This is a genomic window from Streptomyces sp. NPDC002690, assembly GCF_053592415.1.
Window position 1 is genome coordinate 1 of the sequence record NZ_JBSFVR010000253.1, and the last position, 11010, is coordinate 11010.

An 11010-nucleotide genomic window follows, 5' to 3' on the forward strand; every position below is an offset into this window, starting at 1 on the left:
CCGAGCCGCCGATGCGCGCGCCCGGCAGCTTCGACTACGTGGGCGCCTTCGGTCTCTCACTCGGCCTGGTCTCCCTGCTGCTGCCGATCACCAAGCCGTCACGCGCCGGGGCGGCGCCCCCGGTGGGCAGTGGGCAGCGGACGGGCCCGGTTCGGGTTGATGAGCGGCCCGAGCAGATCGCCGTACCGCTCCAGCCGTGCGGCCATGTCGCCCGCGAGGAACACCATGTCGTCGGGGGTGCCGCACTCGTCGATCTCCTCCCAGGTGACGGGGGCGGAGACGGTGGGCGCGGGGCGGGCGCGGAGCGTGTAGGGGGTGGCGGTGGTCTTCGCGGCGGCGTTCTGGCTGAAATCGACGAACACCTTCCCCGGGCGCAGATCCCGCTTCATCCGGTGGACGACCAAGTCGCCCATCGCCGCCTCGGCCTCGACCGCGAGCTTCTTGGCGTACGCCGTCACCTTGTCGGAGGGGGTCGGTTCCAGCGGGACGAGCAGGTGCAGGCCCTTGGAGCCGGAGGTCTTCCCGTATGCGAGCAGGCCGTCCGCGGCCAGCCGCTCGCGCAGCCACCCGGCGACCGCGCAGCACTCCACCACGCTCGCCGGGGCGCCCGGGTCCAGGTCGAAGACCATCCGGTCGGCGACCGCGGGGGCGTCCGCCTGCCACTGCGGGGTGTGGAACTCGACCATGAGATTGGCCGCCCACATCAACGAGGCCAGGTCCTGGACCATGACCTGGGCCGCCTCCCGCTCCCCCCGGTGCGGGACGCCGGCCGTGCGCACCCAGGCGGGCGTACCGGGCGGCGGGTTCTTGGAGAAGAAGTGCTGGCCCTCCGCGCCGTCCGGATACCGCAGGAAGGAGACCGGCCGGTTGTACAGATGGGCGAGCAGGGCGCCCGCGACCGTGGCGGCGTAGTAGTGCAGCACCTCGCCCTTGGTCGTACCGGTGGCCGGGTACACCACCTTGTCCAGATTGCTGAGCGCCAGGCGCCGCCCCTCCACCTGTGTGATCGGCGTCATACGATAAGAATCACACGAATCGGATGAAGTGTGTGAAAAAGCCGCAGGGGCGGCCGTCGGGCGGCACGGCTTCAGCCGTCCGGAAGGCACCTCGGCGGGGTCGTCGGAAGGAGCCGCAGAGTGAGTTCCATGAGGTCCATCTGGAACGGCGCGATCTCGTTCGGGCTGGTCAGCATCCCGGTCAAGCTGATGAACGCCACCGAGAACCACTCCGTCTCCTTCCGCCAGGTCCACCTCACCGACGGGGGCCGCATCCGCTACCGCAAGGTCTGCGAGGCCGACGAGGAGGAGGTGACCTCCGCCGAGACCGGCAAGGCGTACGAGGACGCCGACGGCACCCTCGTCCCGATCACCGACGAGGACCTGGCCTCGCTCCCGCTCCCCACCAACAAGACGATCGAGATCCTCGGCTTCGTCCCGTCCTCCCGGATCGACCCGCTCCAGATGGAGACGGCCTACTACCTCTCCGCGAACGGGATTCCGGCCGGGAAGCCGTACACCCTGCTGCGCGAGGCGCTGAAGCGCAGCGAGAAGGTGGCGGTCGCCAAGTTCGCGCTGCGGGGGCGCGAACGGCTCGGGATGCTGCGGGTGAGCGAGGACGTCATCGTGATGCACGGGCTCCTCTGGCCGGACGAACTCAGATCGCCCGAAGACGTCGTGCCGGACGCCGGAACCAAGGTGCGCGACGCCGAACTCGACCTGGCCGACGCGCTGATGGACACCCTCGGTGGGGTGGACCTGGACACCCTCCACGACGACTACCGCGAGGCGGTGGAGGAGCTCGTCGCCGCGAAGGCGGCGGGCGAGCCGCTGGAACCCGCCGTGGAAGCGGACACCGGGGGCAAGGTCATCGACCTGGTCGCCGCTCTGGAGAAGAGCGTCCGCGCGGCGAAGGAGTCGCGGGGGGACGCGGAGGGCGCGGGCGGTCGCGAGGAGGCCGGGGGAGACGGCCAGGTGGCCGACGTCCACCCGATCGGGCGGTCCACGCGCCGGACCCCGACCGGCAAGACGGTGTCCCGCACGGCCGGCCGGGATTCCGGGAAGTCGCGGCCCAAGGAGACCGGGGCGAAGAAGTCCACCGGCGGGAAGGCCACCCGCGCGCGGACCGCCGGTGGGGCGGAGTCGACGGGCGGGCAGAAGCCGGCGGCGCACAAGACGGCCTCGAAGAAGGCGACTTCGAAGAAGGCGACCTCCGCGACGAAGACCGCGTCGAAACCGGCGGCGAAGACCACCGCGAAGAAGACCACCGCGAAGAAGACCACCGAGAGGAAGACGGCGACGAAGAAGACCGCGGCGCACAAGAGCACTGCGGGCGGCCGGAGTTCACGCTCGTCCGCCTGACCGCCGCGCCCCGCCCCGCCCCGCCGTACGGCACGTACGGCGGGGCGGGGAGGGTCAGGCGATGTCCTCCGGGTCGATCGAGGGCAGGTCCAGCGAAGGCAGGTCCAGTCCGTAGGGGTCGTCCTGCTCGACGACGTAGGTGCACGAGGTGTAGGTGTACCCGGGCTCGATCGTCGAGCCGTCCGAGTAGTTGTCCACGCTCGAACCGGTCTCGTGCTTGTACAGGAAGTGGTAGTCACCGGCGGGCAGCCGCAGCCGGGCCTTCGGATAGCTCTTCCCGCTCGCCTTGCAGGCGTTCTGGTTCCCGGCGGCCGTGCTGTCGTACCGCCCGCAGCTCCCGCACGCCTTCAGCGTGACGCTGCCGGTGACCGGGCCGGTGTAGAGCACTTCCACCCCGTTGGGGGCGTCGTTGCTGATGACCAGTTCCATCGTGGCACCGCCCGGACGCTTCGCCGGAGGCAGCTTGTTCCCGGCTTCGGGGCGGTCCTCCGCGATCTCGGCGGCTATCGCGATGTTCCGCGCCTGCCCGCGCCGATCGTCGTCCTCGTACGTGTCGGCGAACCCGGTCAGCGTGGTGCGCGCGTCGCCGAACTCCTTCTCCCGGAACTGGTCCACCCCGCACGCGAACACCCCGTCCTGGACGCCCCGGTCCGCACGGGCGGCCGAGGCTTCGAGGCCGTCCCCGGTCAGGGCGCCGACGGTCCCGCTCATGCTGCGCAGGGTCTCCGTCACCGTGCACGGCTCCCCGCCGGCCAGCTTCCCGGTCTCCTCGGCGATCCGCGCGTCGACGGCCGGAGCCACCTTCCCCGCGGCGGCCGACTCCGGGAACGTCCGCCGCAGCTCGCCCAGTTCGGCGCCGTCGGACCCGGACGTGATGTCCGCGTCGTAGGTGCCCAGCTCCGACATCCCGCACTCGTAGAGGGACTCGGAGAGCGGCTCGTCGGGCCACTTCGCGAGGTCGCCCAGCAGTTCGGCGCCGGCGCCCTTCGGCAGGGTGCGCAGGTAGCGCAGCGGCTCCAGGGCCATGCAGTAGTCCTTCTCGGCGTACGGGGCGGCGACCGCCTCGTAGTAGGACTTCAGCCGGTCCGGTACCTGCCTTCCCGCGCGTGAGCCCGCGTGCTTCTGGCCCAGGTCGCGGTAGGTGGCGAACGCCTTGCCGTAGCCCGCCTTCGCCGTGGTGAAGGACTGGCCGTCCGCCGCGGCGACCGCCCGGTCGGCCGTTTCCAGCCGGTCGAGCAGCATCTGCTGGACCGCCTCGTCGCGCGCCGAGCCGTAGAGCGCGACCCCGCCCACCGGAACGGCCAGCAGCACCAGTCCGAGCACGGCGGCCACCACTGGCCGCCAGGAGCCGGCGACCGGAGTGCGCCGCGCGATCCTGGCCGCGTCGAGCGCGGCCAGGACAAGCACCACGAGGTACGCGACGAGAAGCCCGCCGGACACCCCGTCGGGCTCGGCGGGCAGAACCGCGAGGAGCAGCAGCCCCGTCGCCACGAGGCAGAGGGCGGCGCGGAACCAGCGGCGGACGAGCAGATGGCCGAGCCCGAGGCCACTGAGGCTGAGCAGCCCCGCCGCGGCGGCGCGCAGTCCGGCACCGGGCGGCGGAGGGCCGGCGGGTGAAGGCCGCGCACCCGAAGGCGGCAGTGGGGGCGGGGGAGGAGCGGCGGGTGGAGTGGTGGGAGGCGGAGGCACCGTCGGTGGCCCCGGCGGAGGCGGCGGCGCGCCCACGGGCCCACCCGGGCCGGCCGGTCCACCCCGGTCGCCCGGACCGGAGCCCCAAGCGCCGTCGTACGGGTGTGCGCGTCTCTCGTCCGACTCCATACGGTCCCCCCACCGTCGAGCCCTTCCGGTCACCTTCTCTCTTTCCCGTTTCTCCCCCATCCACGCACGAACCGGACGGTCCGCCACGGGCGGTCCGCACGCTCTCGGGCCGCACCCCGCCCGCGTGCCGCCCGTCAAATTCCCGGGCGGGCGCCGGGCCGAGCGGGTAACGTCGTCCCTGCTGCGACTGGCGTGCGTCCTTCGGGCGTTGCGTGGAACCGACCACGAGGAAGCAGCACGCTCCGGCCCGGGACGTGTCAGACACAGCCCAGCCGGAGGACCACCGCCGGAGGGCCGTCCGCCTGGGCATCCGGGTCCATGCCGCACGACGCGGCCGACCCGGGAGAGTCTCGTGACCGCACCCGCACCCGTACTCGAATCCGCCGCGCCCCGCCCGGCGCTCGCCGCCACCGATCCCGTACTCGCCGGGCTGATCGACGCGGAGGAGCGGCTCCAGGCCGACACCCTGCGGATGATCCCCAGCGAGAACTACGTCTCGGCCGCCGTGCTGGAGGCGTCGGGCACCGTTCTCCAGAACAAGTACTCCGAGGGTTACCCCGGCCGCCGCTACTACGAAGGCCAGCAGGTCATCGACCAGGTCGAGACACTGGCCGTCGAGCGCGCCAAAGCCGTCTTCGGCATGGCGCACGCCAATGTGCAGCCGTACTCGGGTTCCCCCGCCAACCTCGCCGTCTACCTGGCGTTCTGCGCACCCGGCGACACCGTCCTCGGCATGGGCCTGCCGATGGGCGGCCACCTCACCCACGGCTGGGACGTCTCCGCCACCGGCACCTGGTTCCGCGGGGTGCGTTACGGCGTGCGCCGCGACACCGGGCGGATCGATCTGGACGAGGTCCGCGACCTGGCCCTCGCCGAACGCCCCAAGGTGATCTTCTGCGGCGGTACGGCCGTGCCCCGCACCATCGACTTCGCGGGCTTCGCCGAGATCGCCCGCGAGGCCGGGGCCGTGCTGGTGGCCGACATCGCCCACATCGCCGGGCTGATCGCCGGTGGAGCGCACCCCTCGCCGGCCCCGTACGCGGACGTCGTCTCCACCACCACGCACAAGACGCTGCGCGGGCCGCGCGGCGCGATGCTGCTCAGCACGGCCGAGCACGCGCGCGCCCTCGACCGGGCGGTCTTCCCGGGCCTCCAGGGCGGTCCGCACAACCAGACCACCGCCGCCATCGCGGTCGCGCTCGGCGAGGCGGCCCGCCCGGAATTCTCCGACTACGCCCACCGAGTGGTGGCCAACGCCCGTCTCCTCGGCGAGGAACTGGCCGGACGAGGCTTCGACCTGGTCTCCGGCGGCACCGACAACCACCTCCTCCTGATCGACCTCACCAACAAGGACGTGCCGGGCAAGACCGCGGCCAAGGCGCTGGACCGGGCGGGCATCGTGGTGAATTACAACTCCGTGCCGTACGACACCCGTAAGCCCTTCGACCCGTCCGGCATCCGCATCGGTACCCCCGCCCTCACCACGCGCGGCATCCCCGCCTCCGCGATGGCGGACGTGGCGGCCTGGATCGACACCGTGGTCGACGCGGCACGCGCCGGTGACGAGACCGTGATCGCCCGAGTCCGGTCCGAGGTCAAGGATTTGATGGACGCCCACCCCGCGCCGGGCCTGCCGCTCGCCTGACCGTCGCGGACGCGGGCGGTACGGGGCGCCGGGGCGCACCCGTACCGCCCGCGGAGCGCCGGCCGGAAAATCGATACCTTCCTCCGCTTGCCGAAGAACCGTCTCTGCGGCCAATGTCCAGACAGGCACGAGCCGTCCAGGAAAGAGACACACCATGCACACGAACCACGGCGACGTCGTCGTCGCCACCACCGGGACTTCCACCGAGCCCGCGGCCCTCCCCGCCGCGCGCTGCCCGTTCCGGCTCGACCCGGCCGGTACGGACATCCAGGGCGAGGCCGCCCGCATCCGCGCGGGCGGTTCGGCCACCCGGATCGAACTGCCGGAAGGAGTCCCGGCCTGGGCCGTCGCCGACCCGGCCGTCATCACCCGGCTGCTCACCTCCCCGGCCGTCTCCAAGGACGCCGCCCAGCACTGGCCCGCCTGGATCGACGGCGAGGTCGGACCCGACTGGTCACTGGCCCTGTGGGTCTCCATACGCAGCATGTTCACGGCGTACGGCCCCGCCCACACCCGGCTGCGCAAGCTCGTCTCCGGAGCCTTCACCGCCCACCGCACCAAGGCCCTGGCCCCCGTCGTCCTCCGGATCGCGGAGGAACTGCTCGACGAGATCGAGGCGTTGCCCGAGGGCGAGCCGGTGGACCTGCGTGCCCGGTACGCCGGACCGCTGCCCGCCCGCCTGATCTGCGAGCTGTTCGGCGTACCGCTGGCCAGCCGCGACCGGCTCTGCACCCTGTTCGACGCCCTGTTCAGCACCGCGACCCCGGCCGACGAGGTACGCGCCCACGCCGGGGAGCTCTACGGAATCCTCCACGAACTCGTCGCCGTCAAGCGGGAGACCCCCGGCGACGACCTCACCAGCGCCCTGGTCGCCATCCAGCGCGACGGACTCGCCTCCGGCACCCCGGACCCCCTGGAGGACCAGGAACTCCTCGACACCCTCGTCCACTTCCTGTCGGCCGGGTACGAGACCACCATCAACCTGATCGACCACGCCGTCCACGCGCTGCTCACCCACCCGGAGCAGCTCGAACTGATCCGCACCGGCAAGGCCGAGTGGGCCGACGCGGTCGAGGAGACCCTGCGCTGGGAGCCGGCCGCCGCGAACCTCATGCTCCGGTACGCCGTCGAGGACATCGACCTCGGCGACGTGGTCGTGCCCAAGGGCGACGCGCTCGTGATGGCCGTCGCGGGGGCGGGCCGCGACGAGGGCCTGCACGGACCGGACGCCGGACTGTTCGACCTGACCCGGGCGACCCGCCGCGACCACCTGGCCTTCGGACACGGCGTCCACCACTGCATCGGTGCGCCCCTCGCCCGGATGGAGGGAGTGACGGCTCTCTCCGCGCTCTTCGGCAGGTTCCCCGAACTCCACCTCGCCGTCCCCTCCTCGTCCCTGCGCCCCGTGAAGTCCTTCATCTCCAACGGCCACCAGGAACTCCCCGTCCTGCGGTACGGGCCCACGGCGAAGTAGGCGGACACCACCCGCCACGCCGGAAGGCCGGTGGCGGACGGACCGCGAGACCCGTCCGCCACCGGCCCGACACGGCCTACGCGCCCCTCACCCCCGTACGGCGACCGGAGCGGCCACTCCTCCCACCACACTGCGGAACGCGACCGCACCGCGTTGCGTCCCGGTCACCTCCACCGCGATCCCGCCCGGAACACCGCTCAAGGGCGTCCCGGCCGTGGAGACTTCGCGAGCGCCTATCCAGCACGGTGTGTCGAACTCGACGTACCGGGACGTGACCATGTCCGTGGTGAGCGGGCACCACGACCGGGTGCCCGCACCCGCGACGACGGCGTGCGCGGCCTGCTGGCTCGCCTCCATGATCACGAGCCCGGGCACATGGTCGACCGGGTGGTCCATCAGCGCCGGATTCCCGGTGTCGGCGATCAGCGGCCAGCGGCCCGGGTGGTCCGAAACACCGAGCACCACCTCGTCCGCCGAGCTCCGCCCGGCCACCGCCGCCCCCACCGGCGACGGCATGACCCCGGGCCGTGCGGACATGAACGAACCGCGCAGCCGCCGGTAGACCCGCTCCGACACCCAGGAGAATCCGGACTCGCTCGTGACGAAGGCGGTCCCGTGCTGCTCCAGGGTGATCGCTATGCGGATGCCGTTGCGTGCCGTCCAGGTGCAGACGGCCTCGGCGCGGACCGGCGACCGGTCCGTCGCGCGGCGGGGATCGGCGGCGTAGGACATGCCGCTCATCAGGAACTGGTGCGCGGAGCTGATCCCGAACTCGGTGTGCGCGAGGCCGAGTCCGATCTGCCGCAGTGTCTGCGCGATCAGCATGTGGTGGTGCACACTGCCGAGTGCGGGTCCGAAGAAGACGTGCCGCCCGGCCCAGTCGATGTCGAGCGTGTACGTGTTCTCGGCCAGCCGGTCGTAGCCGCGGATCAGTACGTCGTCCGGCTGGACGCGGTGGGCGTCCGCGGGGCGTACCGCGGGGGCGTTGCCGGGTACCCCCCTTCCGGGCGCCGGAACCGGGGTGGTCGTGTCCGTACCGGGCGTCGGGACGGACGGGGTGTGGTGGTGCTTCACGGTGTGGTGCATGTGCTCCCCCCAGGGATGAATGCGCACGTGTTCGGTGGTGTTCGAGTGCGAATACGGAGCAATGAGCCAGGCCCTCAAAGAAGCGGGCCGTAAGGGCCGTTGGGGGCGGGGAGCGCGGCCGGGCACACGGCCGCCGGCGCCGCCTCAACTGGAGGCCGCCGCGAACGGTGCCATAGAATACGGACCAGCCGGTTTCTTGAGGGGAACGTGCCGGAGACACTGAGCCCCGTCAGGCGCATCGTCAGGAGATCTCGAATGGCACGGCAGGAGCGCGCGATCAGGACGCGCAACGCAGTACTGACGGCCGCCGCGGCGGTCTTCGCCGAGCGCGGCTACGAGGCCGCGACGATCCAGGAGATCCTGGAACGGGCCGCGGTGACCAAGGGCGCGCTCTACTTCCACTTCCCCTCCAAGGAAGATTTGGCACGAGGCGTTCTGGACCACGCGGTGACCGAACCGCCGCCCGAACAACCCCTGAAGCTGCAGTCCTTCGTGGACATGGGGCTGATCCTCGCGCACCGGCTGCCGAGGGAGCCACTGTTGCGGGGCGCCGCGCGCATCGCCGCCGACCAGAGCAACCAGCGCTTCTTCGGCAAGCCTTGGCACGACTGGGTGATGCTGACGAGTCAGCAGATCGTCGCAGCTCAAGGCCAGGGCGAGGTCCTGCCGCACGTCGATCCCGAGCGGACCGCCCAGACGATGGTCGGCTCCTTCACCGGAATCCAGCTGATGTCCCAAGCCGCCACCGAGATGGCCGACTTCGAGGAGCGCATCTCCCTCCTCTACGACCTGGTGCTGCCCAGCATCGCGGTGCCCGGCGTCCTCGGCCGGCTCGACACCCGGCCCGAACGCGGCGCCCGCGCCTTCGCGGAGGCCCGCGCCGCCGCCGAGGGCCACGACCACGCGGACCCCGGACGGCCGGACGCCTTCGGCGCCGGCCGGCCGACGGCGCGCACGGCCTGACCCCGGGCTCCGCTACCCACCCCCCACCGCGGATTCCTCTCCGCCCTCCGGGTCGCGGTCCGAGCGCGGCCAGACGTAGGGCAGATCCTCCGGGGCCTTCGGGAAGAGCGGCCGGTAGTGCTCCGGGTCCTTGCGCACCAGCGCGGAGCGATGGCTCAGGTGGAACGCCCCGTCCCCGAGCCAGGGCGGCAGTTCGCCCGACTCCGCCAGATCCTCCTGGCTCCGCACCAGGGCCCGGCCCCGTCCGCGGAACGCGGCGAGGTCCGCCGACAGGGTCGCCGCGCAGGTGTCCGCCCGGCCCGTCTCCGTCCACACCCCGCAGACGTCGAGCCCGTACCGCACCAGCGCCTCCTCGTACCCGGCCCACATCCGGACGGCGGGATGCCGCCGCCAGCCGTAGCCGGGCACCGTCAGCCCGCGCAGCACCTGGATCGCCTCCACCCGCTGCTTCCCGAGGCGGCGGTCGTCGAGCGCACGGGCACTGCGTCGGAAGTCCGGGTACGGCAGGAACGTCTGCATGGAAGAGCGTGTACCGCGCCCGCGGTCACCGGCACCCGTCGCGGCGCCGTTTCATCCGACTGCGGACCCCGGGCGCGCGGACGGATTCACCCGGAACGCTCCGGGTACGCGAAGTGGCGGCGCATCCGCGCTCCGGCAACCATGGGCACGTCGAACGGAGAACTCAGATGACCGACCGCAGGCCGGAAGGCCCCGTGTACACCGGCGCCTCGGGAAGCCCGCCGCCGGTACCCGCCGACATGCCCGACCAGCAGGTACAGGAGGGCGAGGACGCCCTGGACGTCCCCGCGCCGCCCTGGGTGGACCAGGAGGACGACTCCGACGAGGCCGACCCCGACGAGGCCGGCGCGGGCGCACACGCCGCCCGCAACGCGGGCGTCCACCCGGAGCACCCGACCCCGGACGAGTCCACGGGCTGAGCCGCCGGGGCGTCCGGGCCCCGTACCCCCGCCGCCACGGCATCCGTGCCCCCGCCGCCAGGGCGTCCGGCGCGCAAAAACCGATTGAGTCCCGGGTGATACCCGTGGCAGGCTCGCCCGCCGGTACGCGATCCGGGACCGCCGCGCACGCGACAGTGGGCGGTCCCCGGGTCGACGGCGAGCGTCCCCGGAGGACCGGTTGGCATCGATCAAGAAGTTCCAAGTCACCTTCGACTGTGCGGAACCCGAGCGCGTCGCCCGCTTCTGGTGCGAGGTGCTCGGGTACGTCGTACCGCCGCCGCCGGAGGGATTCGGGAGCTGGGACGACTACGACCGCTCGCTGCCGCCCGAGCGCCGGGGCGCGTCGTTCGCCTGCGTGGATCCCACGGGGGCGGGCCCGCGGCTGTACTTCCAGCGGGTTCCCGAGGGCAAGGTCGTCAAGAACAGGGTCCACCTCGACGTACGGGCCGGCATCGGGCTCGTGGGTGACGAGCGCCTGGCCGTACTCGAAGCGGAGTGCGCGCGGCTGGTCGCGCTCGGCGCGGTGTGCGTGCGGGTCATGCGCGCCGACGGCTTCGACGAGTCCTGCATCGCGATGCGGGACGTCGAGGGCAACGAGTTCTGCCTCGACTGAGGTCCGCGCCGGGCACCGCGGCGACCGCCGGGGGCGGCGCCGCTTCCCGCGCGACCGCCCGTGCCCGAGCCGGCCGCCGGGCCGTCTGCGCGCCG

Annotated in this window: 10 protein-coding genes; 6 read left to right on the plus strand and 4 right to left on the minus strand. The window is 72.5% G+C overall.

All coding sequences use genetic code 11. The annotated features are described in order from the left end of the window. Positions 1–98: 98 nt before the first annotated feature. A complete protein-coding gene (ligD, locus tag ACWD3D_RS25935; protein ID WP_451463198.1) occupies positions 99–1016 on the minus strand; it encodes a non-homologous end-joining DNA ligase in 918 nt (305 codons plus the stop codon). Positions 1017–1145: 129 nt separating this feature from the next. Between ligD and ku the strand changes: the two genes are divergently transcribed. Continuing rightward, on the plus strand, positions 1146–2357 hold the full coding sequence (gene ku, locus ACWD3D_RS25940; protein WP_451463207.1) for a non-homologous end joining protein Ku: 1212 nt from the start codon (positions 1146–1148) through the stop codon (positions 2355–2357). 54 nt (positions 2358–2411) lie between these two features. Here the strand turns inward: ku and ACWD3D_RS25945 are convergent, their stop codons facing one another. Beyond that, positions 2412–4175 carry a hypothetical protein gene (locus ACWD3D_RS25945; protein ID WP_451463199.1) on the minus strand — a complete coding sequence of 588 codons (1764 nt, stop codon included), beginning with the start codon at positions 4173–4175 and terminating at the stop codon, positions 2412–2414. A gap of 352 nt (positions 4176–4527) precedes the next feature. Here ACWD3D_RS25945 and ACWD3D_RS25950 point away from each other — a divergent pair, with 352 nt between their 5' ends. Continuing rightward, on the plus strand, positions 4528–5820 hold the full coding sequence (locus ACWD3D_RS25950; protein WP_451463200.1) for a serine hydroxymethyltransferase: 1293 nt from the start codon (positions 4528–4530) through the stop codon (positions 5818–5820). A 154-nt stretch (positions 5821–5974) separates the two neighbouring features. Beyond that, complete coding sequence (locus tag ACWD3D_RS25955; protein WP_451463201.1) at positions 5975–7294, plus strand: cytochrome P450 family protein; 1320 nt, start codon at positions 5975–5977, stop codon at positions 7292–7294. Between the two features lie 87 nt (positions 7295–7381). Here the strand turns inward: ACWD3D_RS25955 and ACWD3D_RS25960 are convergent, their stop codons facing one another. Further along, the gene (locus tag ACWD3D_RS25960) at positions 7382–8380 is read right to left on the minus strand and encodes a ScbA/BarX family gamma-butyrolactone biosynthesis protein (RefSeq protein ID WP_451463202.1); all 999 of its coding nucleotides are present in this window, start codon (positions 8378–8380) and stop codon (positions 7382–7384) included. A gap of 255 nt (positions 8381–8635) precedes the next feature. On the opposite strand from ACWD3D_RS25960, the gene ACWD3D_RS25965 reads away from it, so the two are divergent. Next, complete coding sequence (locus ACWD3D_RS25965) at positions 8636–9343, plus strand: ScbR family autoregulator-binding transcription factor (protein WP_451463203.1); 708 nt, start codon at positions 8636–8638, stop codon at positions 9341–9343. Between the two features lie 12 nt (positions 9344–9355). On the opposite strand, the gene ACWD3D_RS25970 is transcribed toward ACWD3D_RS25965, so the two are convergent. Continuing rightward, complete coding sequence (locus tag ACWD3D_RS25970) at positions 9356–9862, minus strand: MSMEG_6728 family protein (RefSeq protein ID WP_451463204.1); 507 nt, start codon at positions 9860–9862, stop codon at positions 9356–9358. Positions 9863–10029: 167 nt separating this feature from the next. On the opposite strand from ACWD3D_RS25970, the gene ACWD3D_RS25975 reads away from it, so the two are divergent. Further along, entirely contained in the window at positions 10030–10281 is a 252-nt protein-coding gene (locus tag ACWD3D_RS25975; RefSeq protein WP_451463205.1) for a hypothetical protein, read from the plus strand. A 199-nt stretch (positions 10282–10480) separates the two neighbouring features. After that, positions 10481–10915 carry a VOC family protein gene (locus ACWD3D_RS25980; protein WP_451463206.1) on the plus strand — a complete coding sequence of 145 codons (435 nt, stop codon included), beginning with the start codon at positions 10481–10483 and terminating at the stop codon, positions 10913–10915. Positions 10916–11010: the final 95 nt, after the last annotated feature.